The sequence below is a fragment of the Methyloligella halotolerans genome (assembly GCF_001708935.1).
GTDB classification, from domain to species: domain Bacteria; phylum Pseudomonadota; class Alphaproteobacteria; order Rhizobiales; family Methyloligellaceae; genus Methyloligella; species Methyloligella halotolerans.
Window position 1 is genome coordinate 33,615 of sequence record NZ_MASI01000004.1, and the last position, 15,755, is coordinate 49,369.

A 15,755-nucleotide genomic window follows, 5' to 3' on the forward strand; every position below is an offset into this window, starting at 1 on the left:
AGGTCAAGCGCTACCGGTTGCACCATGGAGCGTTGTCCCCCGATGAAGGCTGCGAGTATTCGCCCGGCAGAAAGCGCCCCAGACGCGCTCCCGGAGCCTTTCGCCGCGTGGTTCAAGGGCCGCGGGTGGGAGCCCCACGCCCATCAGCTGGCGCTTTTGGAGCGCGCTCAGGCCGGAAAGGACACGCTTCTCATCGCGCCGACCGGGGGCGGCAAGACCCTGGCAGGGTTCCTGCCGAGCCTCGTAGAACTCGCCGAGCGGAATGCGGGCCGCGAGAAGGGCGCCCCCTCCCAGGGTATCCACACGCTCTATGTCTCGCCTCTGAAGGCGCTAGCCGTCGACATCGCCCGAAACCTCGCCACACCCGTGGAGGAGATGGGCCTGCCAATTACGCTTGAGACCCGCACCGGCGACACGCCCGCCTCGCGCCGCCAGCGCCAGCGCCTGAAGCCGCCCGATATCCTGCTCACCACGCCGGAGCAGATCGCGCTCATGCTGTCCCACAAGGACAGCGCCGAATTGTTCGCCAATCTGCGCATGGTGATCTTCGACGAGCTGCACGCCTTCGCTTCCACCAAGCGCGGCGACCTCCTGGCGCTCGGCCTCGCGCGGCTCCGGACCTTCGCACCCGATCTCCGCGCTATCGGCCTCTCGGCCACGGTGGCACGGCCCACCGAGCTTGCCGCCTTCCTGGTGCCGAATGCCCAGGACGCGTCCGGGCCCAAGGCCTCCAAGCTGGCCGAGATCGTCACCGCGCCATCCGGCATCGCGGCGGATATCGCCATCATGCCGTCGGAGGCCGACCTCCCCTGGGCCGGCCACTCGGCGCGCTATGCACTGCCGGAGATCTACGAAGCCATCAAGGCCCACAAGATGAGCCTGATGTTCGTGAACACGCGCTCCCAGGCCGAGATGCTGTTCCACCTCCTTTGGGACTGCAACGAGGACAATCTACCGATCGCGCTCCACCACGGCTCTCTCGATGTCGGACAGCGGCGCAGGGTCGAGGCCGCCATGGTGGCCGGCAAGCTGCGCGCGGTGGTCTGCACTTCGACCCTCGATCTCGGAATCGACTGGGGCGACGTCGACCTCGTCATCAATGTCGGGGCGCCGAAGGGTGCGAGCCGTCTCGCCCAGCGCATCGGCCGCGCCAATCATCGGCTCGACGAGCCGAGCAAGGCGCTGCTGGTGCCGGCCAATCGCTTCGAGGTAGTCGAGTGCCGCGCGGCCCTTGAGGCGGCTGCCGAAGGAGCCCAGGACACGCCGCCTTTCCGACCTGGCGCCCTCGACGTGCTCGCTCAGCACGTGCTCTGCGTGGCGTGCTCCGGGCCCTTCGACGCGGACGCGCTCCATGCCGAGATTGCGAGCGCCGCGCCATATCACGCCATCACCCGCAACGATTTCGAACGCATCGTCCACTTCGTCGCCACCGGCGGCTACGCCCTTTCCCATTACGACCGCTATGCAAAATTGCGGAAGACACCCGAAGGTCTCTGGCGTATCGCCCATCCCCGCGTCGCCCAGCAATACCGCCTGAACGCCGGCACCATCGTCGAGGCGCCCATGCTCCGGGTTCGGCTGGCCAGAGGGAAGGGCGGCGCGCTGAAGCCGAAATCGGTGTTGGCCGCCGGCAAGGTGCTGGGCGAGGTCGAGGAGTGGTTCGTCGAGCAGCTTAGCGCCGGCGACACGTTCCTCTTCGCCGGTCAGGTTCTCCGCTTCGAAGGCATCCGCGAGAACGACGCCATCGTCACGCGCACCACCAAGAACGAACCGAAGATCCCGTCCTATGACGGCGGCAAGTTCCCCCTCTCCACCTATCTGGCCGACCGGGTCCGCCGCATCTTCTCCGATCAGTCCCAGTGGGCTGGACTGCCCGAGCAGGTTTCGGACTGGCTCCGTCTCCAGGCCGACGTCTCTTCCGTTCCGAGCCCCGACGAGATCCTGGTCGAGACCTTCCCGCGCAGCCGGAAGTACTACTTCGTCTGCTACCCCTTCGAAGGACGCCTCGCCCATCAGAGCCTCGGCATGCTGCTCACACGCCGGCTGGAGCGGGCGGGGGCCAGGCCGCTGGGCTTCGTGGCCAACGAATACGCCCTGGCCATCTGGGGCTTGAGTGACATGGGCGAGATGATCCGGCGGGGCCGCCTCGATCTGGAAGCCCTGTTCGACGAGGACATGCTGGGCGACGATCTCGATGCCTGGCTCGCCGAATCCAACCTCATGAAGCGGTCGTTCCGCACCTGCGCCATCATCTCCGGGCTGATCGAGCGCCGCCATCCAGGGAAGGAGAAGACCGGCCGGCAGATGACCGTCTCCTCCGATTTGGTCTACGATGTGCTCCGGGCTCACGAACCGGACCACATCCTGCTCCAGGCGGCTTGGGCAGATGCCGCCACAGGGCTTGTCGACATCGCCAGATTGGGGCAGTTTCTCAAGCGTGTACGGGGGCGAATCACCCACCATGCATTGAGTCGAGTCTCACCCCTCTCAGTTCCTGTCATGCTCGAGATCGGGCGCGAAACGGTGCCCGGCGACGCCAAGGAGACTCTGCTCCGTGAAACCGTCGATGAACTTATCGCTGAAGCCGCTTCTGGTCGCGGTCAGCCCTGACACGGTTGTGCCGTCGGCGGCGCACGAGAGCGACGATCCGCGCCTCAAGCTGTGCGGTCAGGATTTCATTCCTCATTCCGAAGGGGCGCTCTACTGGGAAGCCCAGCGCACCTTGCTTGTCGCAGATCTCCATCTGGAGAAGGGAGCGGCCTTCGCCCGCCGCGGCAGCATGTTGCCGCCCTACGATACCCGCATGACCCTGTGGCGTCTTCGCAAGGTCATCGACTATTTTGAGCCCGCCCGTGTGGTGGCGCTTGGCGACAGCTTCCATACGTCGGAGGTGGCTGCCTTCCTCCCCGAGGAAGAGCGCGAGACCATCGCGGAGCTGCAGGACGGCAGGGAGTGGTACTGGGTGACCGGCAACCACGATCCCGAGATTCCGTCCGCGCTGGGCGGCACGGTCTGCGAGTCCCTCGCCATCGGCGGCATCACCTGCCGTCACGAGCCGACCCGCTCCGGCCAGGAGATCGCTGGCCATCTGCACCCTGTCGCCCGCATCACCGCGCGCGGCGAGGCGATCCGCCGGAAATGCTTTGCCACCGATGGCGACAAGATGGTGATGCCGGCCTTCGGCTCCTATGCGGGCGGCTTGAGCATCTTCTCCGACGCCTTCGCAGGCCTGCTGTCCCGCGACCGTCTGGCCGCCTGGCTGCTCGGCCGCGACGCGGTCTACCCGATCTTCGGCGCCGCTCTCTTCCGCGGCTGAGGGCCTCAGGGGTTATGGATGCCCGGCACGAGGCCGGGCATGTGCTCAGAGATTAATCCCGCCGGAACAGCGCCCATGCCCCGAGCCCCATCAGCAAGGCGATGGCCACGGCGAGCAGGCCGTAGATGACCGGGTGCCGGAACGCGAGGATGTAGACCCCCCGCTCGAAGCCGACCTTCTGGACGTTCAGGGTGCTCTCGTCCTTGCTCAGAAGCTTGCCGTCCTGAAACAGCAGAACCTCCGCGGTATAGACGCCGATGGGCACATTGACCGGCATGTCCACCGTCCCCCGGAACAGGCTTCGTCCGATGAAGCTCACCGCATTGTCCAGATATTGGAACAGCAGCCGCTCCTCCTTGTTGCGGATGACGGCCTGGCGGAAGAGATCGTCGCTCACCGACGAATGATCGTCCGGCCCGAGATCCAGCGCCGTGAAGCCGACCTTCAGCTCGTTGAGGGTTTCCTCCGGCGCGATCGCCCGCAACGGACGCGACGACAGCACCGCATAGAAGCCTGGAATGTCGTGGAACACCTTCGAGCTGCCGTTCAGCCAGATGCCCGCGAACCGCTCTTTTCGCCGCGCGACCACGTCCTGGGTCGGGCCGCGGATCACCATGATGACGTCGTAGGGCGGTGCCTTGGGATCCGGCGGCGCATAATCCACCGCGCCGAAGATCACGATTTCGATACCGGTGAAGTTCGACTTGATGGCGATCTCGCGGGTCGAGATATCCGAATGCACGCGTTCCGTCGGGATCTCGTCCGGCCCTTGCGGCGTCTGCGCGGGCGCAGCCGTCGCTGCCATCGCGGCCGAGACTCCCAGAGCGATCCCGAACGCCACGCGCCGGGTATGATGCATCAGCCCTACCACCGTGGCGTCTCCACCGGTGCGATGGTGTAGAGGTCGGACGGCGTGATGACGAGCCCGAGCAGCAGCCGGATGGCCACGGCGAGCACCATGATCGCCAGCAGTGCGCGGAGCTGCTCGCCCCGGAGGTTCTGTCCCGCACGGGCGCCGTATTGCCCGCCGAGCACACCGCCGATGATCAGCAGGAAGGCGAGCAGGATATCGATGGTCTGATTGAATACGGCGTGCAGCATGGTGACCGCCGCGGTGATGAAGATGATCTGGAACAGCGAGGTTCCGATCACCACCGAGGTCGGCATGCGCAGGATGTAGATCATCGCCGGCACCATGAGGAAACCGCCGCCGACGCCCAGCACCGACACGAGGATGCCCACGACCGCGCCGATCATCAGCACCGGGATGGCGCTGATGTAGAGCTTGGAGCGGTGGAACCGCATCTTGAACGGCAGGCCGTGCACCCAGCTGTGCTCGCCCGGCCGCCGCCCCTTCACCGGCTTGCCCGCCCGCTCGCGCCTCAGCGCGCGGACGCTCTCCGCGAGCATCAGCGTTCCGATCGTGCCCAGGAATGTCACATAGCCCAGCGCGATGGTCAGGTCCGCCTGGCCGTACGACTTCAGGAGATTGACCAGCAGCACGCCGATGATGGAGCCGAACAGGCCGCCGACGATCAGCACGCCGCCCATGGTCGTATCGACATTGCCGCGCCGCCATTGAACAAGCGCGCCGGAGACCGACGAGGCGACGATCTGGTTGGCGCCCGTCGCCACCGCGATCGCCGGGGGAATGCCGAGGAACATAAGGAACGGGGTGAGCAGGAAGCCGCCGCCCACGCCGAACATGCCGGACAGAAAACCGACCGCTCCGCCGAGCATCAGGATCACCAGGAGGTTCACTGATATCTCGGCAATGGGGAGATAAACCTGGAGCATCGGGCGTCGGCTTTTGATTTCTTATTGGTGACGCAAGCGTGTTCGCCGGGCGCGCCCCTGTCAATGGAGGCTGAGAGCGGATCGGCTGGCCTGCAAAATAAAAAAACGCCTCCGGCCAAATTTGGGCCGAAGGCGCTTTAAAATCCGTTGCTGCGGAGAAGCGTCGTCAGCCGGCAAGCTTCTCCAGCCGGGAAACCAGCGGGATGCTGACCTCGCCCGTCTCGGGCAAGCCGTTGCGCCGCTCGAAATCGAGGATGGCGTTCCGCGTCATGTTGCCCAGTGCGCCGTCCACCGGGCCGGCTTCGTAGCCGAGATCGTTGAGCAGGGCCTGTGCCTTGCTGATCAGCGCGGCGCTGGGCTCAGTGGCGTCGGCCATCCAAGCCGGCTCGCCCTCGACTTCGTTCGCGGCGACCTCGGCCGGCTTGGGCTTCCAACCGCCGACGGCCGCTTCCGCCTTGGCGAGCTGATCGCCGGTCAGCTTGTCGCGCAGCACGTCGCGCCGCTTCGCAGCTTCCGTGTCGCCGCTAGCCGCTGCCAGGGAGAACCACTTATAGGCCTCGACAAGGTCGAGCGAGGTGCCGAGCCCGTGCTCCTTGAGGACGCCGAGATTGAACTGGCTGTCCGACAGGCCGTACGCGGCGGCCTTGGCGTACCATTTCGCGGCATCCGTATAGTCGCCGTTGCCTTCCTTGCCGCCCTCGATGACCGCCAGGTTGTGCATGGCTTTCAGATTGCCTTTGCTGGCCGCACGGCCATACCAGGCGCGCGCCTGATTGAGATCGAACTCGACCCCTTCGCCGCGCTCATACAGCACGCCCAGCCGGTACTGCGCCGGTGCCAGGCCGGCGGTCGCTGCCAGGCGCAGCCAGCGCAGCGATTTCTCCATGTCCCGCAGGCCGGCATCGCCTTCCGAATAGCGCAGGCCGATCAGATATTGGGCCTTGGCATCGCCCGTGGCAGCCGCCCGGCGCAGGGCGTAGGTGCCGGCTGCGGTATCGGGCATGGGATATTTCAGCTTCTCTTCGTATTCCGCGTGACCGGCCTTGGAGTCCTTGGCGTCGCCGCCGGAGTTCGGGACAACCGTCAGGCTCACGCCGGGCGGAAGGTCGGGTCCGCTGCCGCGCTTCACCGAAGCCGGCGTCGGGGGCAGGGTGGGAAGCTTGAAGCCCGGGAGATCCGGCTCCGGCACGGCTTCGTGCCCGACATCGACATCGTTCTTCTGCCGCGGGATCATCGTCTCGATCGGCTTGTCCAGCCGGCCCGACTGCTCAGGCGCGGTCCCGGAGCCGTCCGGCGCGGCCTCGGGCTTGGCGTCGCCAGAACCCTCCGCAGGCGCCTGCTCCTCCGCCGCCGGAGCCGCTTCCTGGCCATCCTCGGGCTTGGAGCCGAGGCGGCTATAGAGCAGGGCGGCGCTGACGATCAGCAGAAGGATCGCGAAATACATCAGATAGGAGCGTTTCTTCTTCTTCGGCTGCTCCTCCAGATCCAGCGTGCTGCCGGGAAGCGCCTTCTCGCGCTTCTTTTTCTTCTTGTCGCCCCAGCTGCTCGACTGCTCGGCTTGGGCTGCCGCTGCCTGAGCGGCACGCCGCGCCGCGGCAACGAAGCTGTCCGAGCTTTCCGAACCTTCATTGTCGTCGCTATAGGCCATTGGACGGCGCGGCTCGTCCGCCGCAGGCTCCGTGCCCTTGCGGCCGAACGGACCGGACGGCTCGTCGTCTTGCTCCTCCGGCATAACCTGGGCGAGCTGGCTGCGCAGGCTGCGATCCGCACTCACCTCCTTGGTGTCCTCGGACCGGACCGGCATATCCTCGCCCACATCGCCGGTCGTCTGGGTGGCGATGGCCGGGGGTTCGTCGAATGAGGCGTCTTCCTCGTTGGAATAGGCATCGGCGAAAGGCGCGCGGCGGATCGGGGCGGGCGAAGGCTTGCCGGCCTGCTCCACCAGCTGCTTGAGGGATTCGTGCACCGCGCCGAGCGTGTCGGCCAGACGGTCGTCCGTCGTGGCGCTCCGCTCGTTCATGGCGGTGAGATCCTTGTGGATCGCTTCCAGCCGCTCGGCGGCGCTGGACTTCACCTCGCCCACAATCTTCTGCGCGGCCGAATCGGCGGCGCGCTCGGCGACGTCCTCCATGCTGGGCTGGGTGTCGATATGCTCCATCAGCTGCGTGAGCTGCGCCTCGATCGTGCCGATCTTGGAGACTTCCGTCTCCGTGCGGCCGAGCTGCTGGCCGATTTCGGCAAGCTGCTGCTCGATATTCTGCAGGGCGTCCGGCTGCGGGCTCTCGCCCTCGCTGCGCTGGAGCGCCCGGTCGAGCTGATTGGCGATCTCGTCCATCTTTGCGTTGAGAGACTCGATCTGGTCGTTCGGAACGATGGTGCCGAGCGAACCTTCGAGCCGCTGCGCCGCGTCGTAGAGACGGCGGGCGTAATCCGTGTCGTCGGACGATGCCGCCCGATAGGGCGCTTGAGCATGGAGAGCGGCGCCGGAATCGTCGTCCATTGCGGCTTGGAATTCCGCTTCTTCAGCAGGGGCGTCGAAGTCGCTCGAGAAATCGAAGTCATGGGACTGGTCGAAGCCGCTGGTTCCGAAGCGCGACTCGGCCGATCCGCCCACGGACGGCGCGTCCTCGTCGGGAACGAGCGCGGGAAGCTCGACTTCGGGCGTGTGGCGGTCCGAATCATCGTCGACGCCGAAGAAGGAAGGCCCCGAATAGTGATGCTCATAGCCGCCGGCCGGAGTCTCCGGTTCGGAAGCCGTCATGGTGAAGTCGCTCGACGGCGCATCGCCATAGGGCTCGCTGCCCTTGGCCAGCTTGGTGAGGAGGTCGCTGTCCGGCGATCCACCCATCTCGCCGCTTTCCGTCTCGGAAAGGCGCTTGGCCAGGCTGCTCACCTGCTCGTGCAGTCGGTCCAGGGTCTCGCTATCGTCGGAGCCGCTGGCCGATTTCGCCGCTTGGGTCGCCTGGGAAAGCTGATCGAGCCTGGAGTGAAGATCCTCGAGCGCCTGGCTGTAGCGGCGCTCGCTGTCCTCCACGCGACTGATGAGATGCTTGACCAGGGACTCCACCGAATCCTGGCTGCCGCCTTGTATCGTGTCTGTCTTGAAAGTGGGGTCCGAAGCCATGCTCGCCGTCCGATGTTGAGATGATGACCGGGGCGCCCTGCGCGCCGCCGAAAACTCAAAATCGACCCTGAGCCGATGCGGTAAATTAACGGTTAAGCATCGCGTCTTCTTGGGACATTCGGGTTCCGGGGTCCTGGAAACGACGCGATCCGGCCTGTAAATGTCGGACACTCAGGCGCGTTCGAAGGGAAGACGACATGACAGGTGTGCCCCAGGCCGGCCACCAGATCGAGATCGAGACCTCGGGGAAGGGTTTCGTCGAAATCACCGCGCTGCTGAAGCGTTGGCTCAGTGAGATCGGAGCGGAGGCGGGGCTCCTCACCGCCTTCATCCGCCATACCTCGGCGTCCCTGATCATCCAGGAGAATGCCGATCCCAATGTCAGGGTGGATTTACTCGACGCCTTAGAGATTTTCGCACCGGAGGACCGCGCTTACGCTCACTCCGAAGAGGGCCCCGACGATATGCCGAGCCATATCAAGTCCATGATCAATGCTGTGAGCCTGAATATCCCTGTGGCCGGCGGGGCAATGACATTGGGGACGTGGCAGGGCGTCTATGTGCTGGAGCACCGGACGGCGCCCCATCGACGGAAGATCGCGCTCTCCTTTATCGGCCGGGTCGCCGACGCGTGATGCCGGACTAGCGCGCGGCCGCAGCCGCGGCGGCCGCCGCCCGATGCCGCGCCTCGTCGTAGAGCGCCTCGCCTTCCGGATCGCGCAGCCCGTCGAAATAGGCCGTCGCGGCCGGCGGCGGCTCCCGGTCCCACAAGCTGACGCCGACACCGGCGCCTGCGGCGAGCAGTGCGCCCAGCACGGAGACGGCCATGGTCCCGGTGCCAAGCTCGATGGAGGCTGAGAAGCCGCGCACCAGGAGCTCGATCAGCATGATGATTCCGCCCACGCCGAGGCTCGCCAGCGCGCCGAGCTCCGTATAGCGCCGCCACCAGATCGAAAGCAGCATCAGCGGGAAGAATGTTGCGGCCAGCAGCGCGAAGGCGCTCAGCGCCGCCCGCATCAGGTCGACATCGCCGATGGCCAGATAGATCGCGGTCCCCAACGCGAAGACGCCGCTCACCGCCCACACCGCCGTATGGCGCGGCAGCCGGGGTACATCCAGCTTGAGAAGACGCGCGCCCTCCTCGTCGAACAGACGATAGATGTCCTCCGACACGCACGCGCCCAGCGTATAGAGATGAGACGCGGCGGCCGCGAAGGCCATGGCGATCCCACCCGCCGCCACGATCAGCGTGCAGACCACGGGAAGCTCGGCCGCGATGGGGAAGGCGAGGAGGATGCCGTCTCGCGACAACAGGACCTCGTTGGCCTGCAAGCCGCCGCTGGAGTTGAAGTCGCGGGCGATCATCAGGTGCTTGTCGATCAGCGCCGTCATCCAATCGGGAAGTAGCTCGGGGCGAATCTGGGAGAGGTCCTGGAACATCAGCCATTTCGCGAAGACGGCCAAAGGCGGCACGCTGATGGCGAAGATAGCCACGAATAGGACAGTCCAGGCGCCCGCCCAGCGCTGCTCCGACACGCTGAGCGCAACACCGCTACGCATCAGGAGGCTCGGCAGGCACGCCGCTCCCATCGCCACGCTCAGAAAGATCATCAGGAAGGCGACGGGCGAATAGGCGCCGAACGCCTCCATGAAGGGTTTCGGCACCGCCTCCGCGTCGTTGCCGGGCATGGCCTCGGCGAGCCCCTCGCCGCCGGCAGGCTTGAAGCCCGCATTGATCTCCGACGTCTCCAAGCCGTTCAGGGTCACCCCGTAGGTGAGCTGCGGCGCCGGTAGAACCGTCGTCAGCACCGAGACGATGATCAACGGAACGGCGAAAGCGATCGCGCCCACGATGAACTGCGCTCCGCCGGTCCAGGTGAGCGACCGCATTCCGCCGAGGATGACCACCCCGCTGGCAAGGGCGGCGGTGAACAGAGCGGCGATGGAGTAGGGCACCGGCACGAACATCGAGGCGACCAGCCCTGCGATCTTGATCTCCGCGGCGAGCAACAGAACCACGGGCAGGATCAGCGCAGCGGCGCTCGCGATGCGCAGGATCTTCGAGCCGAAGCGGAAGCCGAGAAAGCTCGGCACCGTGAACGCGCCGGCCTTTCGAAGGTAGGGCGAGAACAGCACCGTGAAGAGCAGCATGCCGAACGTGAGCCCGATGCCGATGGCGAACGCATCGACCCCCAGGAAGAAGGCCGCGCCCGTATAGGCGAAATAGCCGACGCCCCCAATGGCCGTCGCGGCCAGCATCAGTCCGTTATAGACGCCGGGTACACGGCGCCCGCAGGCGAAATAGTCTTCCGTGTCCATGGTCCGGGTGCGGACCGCGATGGCGGCGTAGAAGACGATCGGCAAAAGAATGAGCGCCTGTCCCAGCCACGCTTCGCCCCATCCGACCTGCTCCAGCAGCGCAAGCAGAATGGACAGCGAGATGAACGCGCTGGCGGTGATCCCGAAATAGGCGCCGAGATGCGGATTGGGGGTGCGTAAGCGCAGGGCGGGACGCATGGGCTTCTAGAACTCCTCGCTTTCGCCGAGCTCCTCTTCGAGCCGGTCCTGCACCCGTGCGTACCAGAAGCCGCCGCCCGCGATCAGGAGGATGAGCCCTTGGGCGAGCCCGTAGAAGCCGAGGGGAAAGCCAAAGAATCCATACGCGTTGAACTCCGTCTCGCCGAAGGTGAGGATGATCGCCGTCACCAGCAGCGCCCCCAGCAGCCCTCCCGCCAGAATGAGGCTGTGCCGCCAATAGAGCGCGCGTGCGCTTAAGGCCGATTGCGACATGGTTCGCGCTTCCCTCCCAAGCTTAGCGTCCCGAAGCCCCGATGCCCGGTCCCCCCAAGCCATGGCTTCTATAATGGGCCGCACCATGGCACAGATAGGAAGGGCGGTGGCAAGCCTTTACCGCAAGGCCCTTGCCGAAGGGTGGGCTGCGGGGCCGCCCGCTGAGATGACCGCGATTTGGAGGGGAGAAGAGCCATGGCGATCGTCAAGGAATTCAAGGAATTTGCGCTCCGCGGCAACGTGGTCGATATGGCCGTGGGCATTATCATTGGTGCGGCCTTCTCGACCATCGTGAAGTCGCTTGTGGACGATGTGATCATGCCGCCGATCGGTGTCGTCACCGGCGGCGTCGACTTCAGCGATCTGTTCATCGCGTTGGATGGGGAATCGTATCAGTCCCTGGCCGTGGCGCGGGAGGCCGGAGCGCCCACCATCAATTACGGCCTCTTCATTAATTCGGTGATCAGCTTCGCCATCGTGGCCTTCGTCCTCTTCCTGCTCATCAAAGGCATGAACCACCTGCGCCGAAAGCAGGAGGACGAGAGCAATCAGGACGTTCCTGCCCCGAAGGACATTCAGCTTCTCGAAGAAATCCGGGACGCCCTGGTCGAAGCCAACCAGCGCAAATAGCGGCAATTCGCTGCCCACCCACGGGGTAGGGGGAAGGATTTTGCGCAACCCCGCCCCGTGAAGCATTTCCCGTTGCGCCCAACGGCCATATAAGAAAATAATTCTACTTTTTTGGCGTAGCAGGAACGAGTTTGCTGCTTTTTGCGTCTTTCCCGCTTACATGAGAAAAGATTTTTTACTAGTGTGCGCCAAGAAGATGGGGCGTGGGCGCATCGCTGTGGCGTTGCCGCGCCCCTGATAGTTTCGACCGCGCAACACGCAATTTCGGTTGGTTTTCAAGGTTGGCCTGAATGCATATCACGGTCCATCTGCCCGACGGTTCGACCCATCGCCTCGAAGCCCTGGAAGGCTGGCGAGTCATGGAGGTGATCCGCGACTGGGGCCTCCCCATCAAGGGGGAGTGCGGCGGCGCTTGCGCCTGCGCGACCTGCCACGTCCGCGTGAAGGAAGAGTGGCTCGACAGGCTGATTCCGGCCAGCGACGAAGAGCTTGAGATGCTGGATGGCGCCTTCAACGTGGAGGACAGCTCCCGGCTGTGCTGCCAGATCATCATGACGCCCGAACTGGACGGGTTAGAGGTCGAGCTGGCCGAAGACAGTCTGGCCGAGCTGCCGCCCGAACGTCTGGTGGTGGGAGGTTAGTCATGCGCACATTTCCCGTCTTTCTCAGAGTTGACGGCAAACCGCCATTGGTGGCCGGCGGCGGAGATCTCGCCGGCGTCAAGGCGCGCCTCGTCCTGAAGCGTGCACCGCTGGTGGAGATTGCCGCCGATCGTCTCGACGCGGAGCTGTCCCGGCTCGAAGCCGAAGGCAAGGTCCGCCGGATCGAGCCCATGCGCGGCATCGATCAGATTCGCGGCCGTCCCCTGGTCGTCTCGGCGACCGAGGACGACGATGAGGATGCCCGCGTTTCGGCCATCGCCCGAGCCCTCGGCGTGCCGGTCAATGTGCCGGACCGCCCGGAGCTGTGCACCTTCGCGCTGGCCGCCATCGTGGACCGCGACGAGGTGACGGTCGCTATCGGCACCGAAGGGCTTGCTCCCGTACTGGCCCAGCGGCTGCGTGCTGGCTTCGAGCGTGAGCTTCATCCGCGTCTGGGCAGCCTGGCGCGTCTCGCCGGCACGTTCCGGGACCGGGTTGCCGCTCAGCTTCCCGAAGGCCCCGCGCGCCGCAATCTCTGGGACCGCATCTTTGGCGGCCCGGCGGGTCAAGCCGCCCTCGACGGCGATGAGACCGAAGCTGGACGGCTGTTCGATCAGGAGATCGACGCGGCCGTGGCGGGCGAGCAGGAGTCGAAAGGTGTCGGCCGCGTGCTGATGGTCGGCGGCGGTCCGGGCGATCCGGACCTGCTGACCCTCAAGGCCGTGCGCGCCCTGAAGGCTGCCGACATCATTCTCTATGACGGTCTGGTGGGCGAGGGCGTGCTGGAGCATGCCCGACGCGAAGCGCTGCTGATCCCCGTGGCAAAGGCCAAGGGCGCCCATTCGGTGTCCCAGGAGAACATCAACCGTCTGATGGTCGAGCACGCCAAGCAGGGCCATACGGTGGTCCGCCTCAAGGGCGGCGATCCGTTCGTGTTCGGCCGCGGCGGCGAGGAGCTCGACGCTCTGCGCGAGGCCGGCATTGCCGTCGAGGTCGTGCCGGGTATCACGGCTGCGGTGGCAGCCGCCGCGAGCGTGCAGATTCCGCTGACCCATCGCGATCACTCCCACAGCGTGACCTTCGTGTCCGGTCACGCGGCGAAGAGCGACCGCCCGGATTTCGACGGCATCGATCTCACCGCCCTCGCCGGCGGCGGGAACACGCTGGTGCTCTATATGGGCGTCTCCACCTCCGGCGAGGTGGCCGGTCAGCTCCTGGCGGCCGGCTGGTCGCCCGAGACACCGGTTCTCGCGGTGGAGAACGCCACCCGCAGCAATGAACGCCGGGTCGCATGCCGGCTGTCGATCCTGGCCCGGAGCCCGGAGCGGCTTCAGCTCGCGAGCCCCGCGGTCCTGTTCTTCGGCGAGGTCGCTGGCCTTGAAGCCGAAGGGCTTGTCGACCGCGTGCTCGATGCGCCGGCGCTGCAAGGGGCCTTCGAAGAGATCATGCCGAGGAGGGCGGTCAATGGCTGAACCCCGGTCGGCGAAGGCCGGCACAGTCCGGGCCATGACGGCGAACCGTCTGAGGGACGGCGTCGTGGTCTATCTGGCGACGGACGGGCGCTGGACGGAAGAATTGGAAGAAGCGCGTATTGCCGAGTCCGATGAGGAGGCGAAGGCGCTTGAGGAGCAGGCGAAAGAGGCGATCGAAGCCCGCGAAGTTGTCGGCGCCTACACGATCGCCGTCGAGATTGAGGATGGAGTGCCGGGGGCCATTTCGGTGCGTGAGCGCATCAGGGCAGCCCACCGCACGACACTGACGAAGGATTGGTACGATGTACCGCTATGACGAGTTCGACTACGGCTTCGTCCGGGAGCGGGTGAACGAGTTCCGCGATCAGGTGGAACGCCGCCTCGACGGCAAGCTGAACGAGGATGAGTTCAAGCCCTTGCGCCTGCGCAACGGGCTCTACCTGCAGCTGCACGCCTATATGCTCAGGATCGCCGTGCCTTACGGCGTCCTGGCTCCGCGCCAGCTGCGTCAGCTCGCCTATATCGGCCGGAAATACGATCGCGGCTACGGCCACTTCACCACGCGCCAGAACCTCCAGTTCAACTGGATCAAGCTGGTGGACGTGCCGGACATCCTGAGCGATCTGGCCGACGTCGAGATGCATTGCATCCAGACCTCGGGCAACTGCATCCGCAATACCACGGCCGACCCTTACGCCGGCGCCGCCCATGACGAGCTGGAGGATCCGCGCGTCTGGTGCGAGGTCATCCGCCAGTGGTCGACCCTGCATCCGGAATTCAGCTGGCTGCCGCGCAAGTTCAAGATCGCCATCTCCGGCGCCGCCGAGGATCGCGCGGCGACCGCGTTCCACGATATCGGCCTGCGCCTGGTGAAGGGCAAAGGCGGCGAGGTCGGCTTCAAGGTGCTGGTCGGCGGCGGCATGGGCCGCACGCCTTATGTCGGCCAGGAGATCCGCCCCTTCCTGGAGAAGGAGCACCTGCTCTCGTACCTGGACTCGATCCTGCGCATCTACAATCGCTACGGCCGCCGGGACAATATCTTCAAGGCGCGGATCAAGATCCTCGTGAACCATCTCGGCATCGACAAATTCCGCGAGGAGGTCGAGGCCGATTGGGAGAAGACCCGCAAGGATCTCGTCGATCTGCCGCGCGCCGAATACGAGCGCATCGACGCCTATTTCCAGCCGCCGGAGCTGACCCCCGGACCGGTGACCAACGAGGCCGTCGAGCAGCGCCGGGAGACCGACCCGCTGTTCGGCCAGTGGATGCGCCACAACGTGAAGCCTCACAAGGTTCCGGGTCATGGCATCGTCGTCGTCTCCCTGAAGGAGCCGGGCCGCACCCCGGGCGATGCGAGCTCGGAAGCCATGGAGCTGGTCGCCGACCTCGCCGAACAGTACAGCCAGGGAGAGATCCGGGTGAACTACACCCAGAACCTCATCCTGCCCCACGTGGCGCTGGCCGATATCCCGGCGGTCTATGAGGCGTTGAACGAGGCGGGCCTCGCCACCGGCAACAACGATCTCCTGGGCGACATGATCTGCTGCCCGGGCCTGGACTATTGCAACCTGGCCAACGCCCGCTCGATCCCGATCGCCAAGGAGATCGCCAAGCGGTTCGAGAATCCCGCGCGTCAGGAGGAGATCGGCGATATCCGGGTGAATATGTCCGGCTGCATCAATGCCTGCGGCCATCACCACTCGGGCAATATCGGCATCCTTGGCGTCGATAAGAAAGGGACCGAGCTCTACCAGATCACCCTTGGCGGCAATCCCAAGGACGATGCCGCCATCGGCACCATCATCGGCCCGGGCTTCCGCGCCGAAGCGGTGCCCGATGCCATCGACACCATCGTCTCGACCTACATCGCCAATCGCGACGAAGGCGAGACCTTCCTGGAGACCTGGCGCCGCGTGGGCGCGACCCCTTCAAGGAGGCCCTCTATGGCGCTCGTTGATCTTCGAAAAGGCGATCTGCTGAATCGG

Annotated in this window: 12 protein-coding genes and 1 pseudogene; 8 read left to right on the top strand and 5 right to left on the bottom strand. The window is 65.5% G+C overall.

Translation table 11 applies throughout. From position 1 onward, the window contains the following. Positions 1-42 precede the first annotated feature (42 nt). Positions 43-2,610, top strand: coding sequence for a ligase-associated DNA damage response DEXH box helicase (locus A7A08_RS08600; RefSeq protein WP_069095101.1), 2,568 nt, complete (start codon positions 43-45; stop codon positions 2,608-2,610). Then, on the top strand, positions 2,567-3,316 hold the full coding sequence (gene pdeM / locus A7A08_RS08605; protein WP_083226601.1) for a ligase-associated DNA damage response endonuclease PdeM: 750 nt from the start codon (positions 2,567-2,569) through the stop codon (positions 3,314-3,316). Before A7A08_RS08600 ends, pdeM begins: the two co-directional genes overlap by 44 nt. Before the next feature lie 52 nt (positions 3,317-3,368). On the opposite strand, the gene A7A08_RS08610 is transcribed toward pdeM, so the two are convergent. From A7A08_RS08610 to A7A08_RS08620, 3 genes are all read right to left on the bottom strand, one after another. Then, the gene (locus tag A7A08_RS08610; RefSeq protein ID WP_208430601.1) at positions 3,369-4,121 is read right to left on the bottom strand and encodes a TIGR02186 family protein; all 753 of its coding nucleotides are present in this window, start codon (positions 4,119-4,121) and stop codon (positions 3,369-3,371) included. A 59-nt stretch (positions 4,122-4,180) separates the two neighbouring features. Next, positions 4,181-5,113 (bottom strand): sulfite exporter TauE/SafE family protein, encoded by a 933-nt coding sequence (locus tag A7A08_RS08615; RefSeq protein ID WP_069095102.1) that lies wholly within the window; start codon positions 5,111-5,113, stop codon positions 4,181-4,183. Positions 5,114-5,279: 166 nt separating this feature from the next. Then, on the bottom strand, positions 5,280-8,237 hold the full coding sequence (locus A7A08_RS08620; RefSeq protein ID WP_069095103.1) for a peptidoglycan-binding protein: 2,958 nt from the start codon (positions 8,235-8,237) through the stop codon (positions 5,280-5,282). Positions 8,238-8,434: 197 nt separating this feature from the next. Here A7A08_RS08620 and A7A08_RS08625 point away from each other — a divergent pair, with 197 nt between their 5' ends. Beyond that, complete coding sequence (locus A7A08_RS08625; protein ID WP_069095104.1) at positions 8,435-8,872, top strand: secondary thiamine-phosphate synthase enzyme YjbQ; 438 nt, start codon at positions 8,435-8,437, stop codon at positions 8,870-8,872. Between the two features lie 7 nt (positions 8,873-8,879). Here the strand turns inward: A7A08_RS08625 and A7A08_RS08630 are convergent, their stop codons facing one another. Both A7A08_RS08630 and A7A08_RS08635 read right to left on the bottom strand, forming a co-directional pair. Then, entirely contained in the window at positions 8,880-10,754 is a 1,875-nt protein-coding gene (locus tag A7A08_RS08630) for a sodium:solute symporter family transporter (protein WP_069095105.1), read from the bottom strand. A gap of 6 nt (positions 10,755-10,760) precedes the next feature. After that, positions 10,761-11,027, bottom strand: coding sequence for a sodium/substrate symporter small subunit (locus A7A08_RS08635; RefSeq protein ID WP_069095106.1), 267 nt, complete (start codon positions 11,025-11,027; stop codon positions 10,761-10,763). A 201-nt stretch (positions 11,028-11,228) separates the two neighbouring features. On the opposite strand from A7A08_RS08635, the gene mscL reads away from it, so the two are divergent. The 5 genes and pseudogenes from mscL to A7A08_RS08660 all read left to right on the top strand — a co-directional run bounded on the left by mscL (position 11,229) and on the right by A7A08_RS08660 (position 15,727). Further along, positions 11,229-11,657, top strand: a complete 429-nt coding sequence (gene mscL, locus A7A08_RS08640; protein WP_141693928.1) for a large conductance mechanosensitive channel protein MscL — start codon at positions 11,229-11,231, stop codon at positions 11,655-11,657. Between the two features lie 290 nt (positions 11,658-11,947). Next, complete coding sequence (locus tag A7A08_RS08645; protein ID WP_069095108.1) at positions 11,948-12,298, top strand: 2Fe-2S iron-sulfur cluster-binding protein; 351 nt, start codon at positions 11,948-11,950, stop codon at positions 12,296-12,298. 2 nt (positions 12,299-12,300) lie between these two features. Continuing rightward, positions 12,301-13,770: a siroheme synthase CysG gene (cysG, locus tag A7A08_RS08650; protein WP_069095109.1), complete on the top strand. Its 1,470-nt coding sequence runs from the start codon at positions 12,301-12,303 to the stop codon at positions 13,768-13,770. Next, positions 13,763-14,086 (top strand): DUF2849 domain-containing protein, encoded by a 324-nt coding sequence (locus A7A08_RS16280; RefSeq protein WP_069095110.1) that lies wholly within the window; start codon positions 13,763-13,765, stop codon positions 14,084-14,086. Before cysG ends, A7A08_RS16280 begins: the two co-directional genes overlap by 8 nt. After that, positions 14,073-15,727, top strand: a pseudogene (locus A7A08_RS08660) (nitrite/sulfite reductase). The gene A7A08_RS16280 and the pseudogene A7A08_RS08660 overlap by 14 nt, the downstream one beginning before the upstream one ends. Positions 15,728-15,755 lie beyond the last annotated feature (28 nt).